We start from the raw sequence: 204 nt of genomic DNA on the forward strand, positions 1-204 counted from the left end.
CCCGTGTCGACGGCGAATATGTCGCCCGCATGGAGGACGTGCTCGATCTCTATGCTGAAGCGCCGGATCCCGAGCGGCCCCTGGTCTGCTTCGACGAGACCCCCGTCCAGCTGATCGGCGAGGTGCGCCAGCCGGTCCTGGCCCAACCGGGACAGCGCGAGCGCTACGATTACGAGTATCGCCGCAACGGCACCGTCAATCTCT

Annotated in this window: 1 pseudogene; it reads left to right on the plus strand. The window is 66.2% G+C overall.

Features of this window, described 5'->3' with window-relative positions:
• Positions 1 to 204 (plus strand): annotated as a pseudogene (locus ACZYOF_RS45090) (IS630 family transposase); the annotation flags it as partial.

The sequence above is a fragment of the Bradyrhizobium sp. LeoA1Lang genome, from assembly GCF_055413685.1.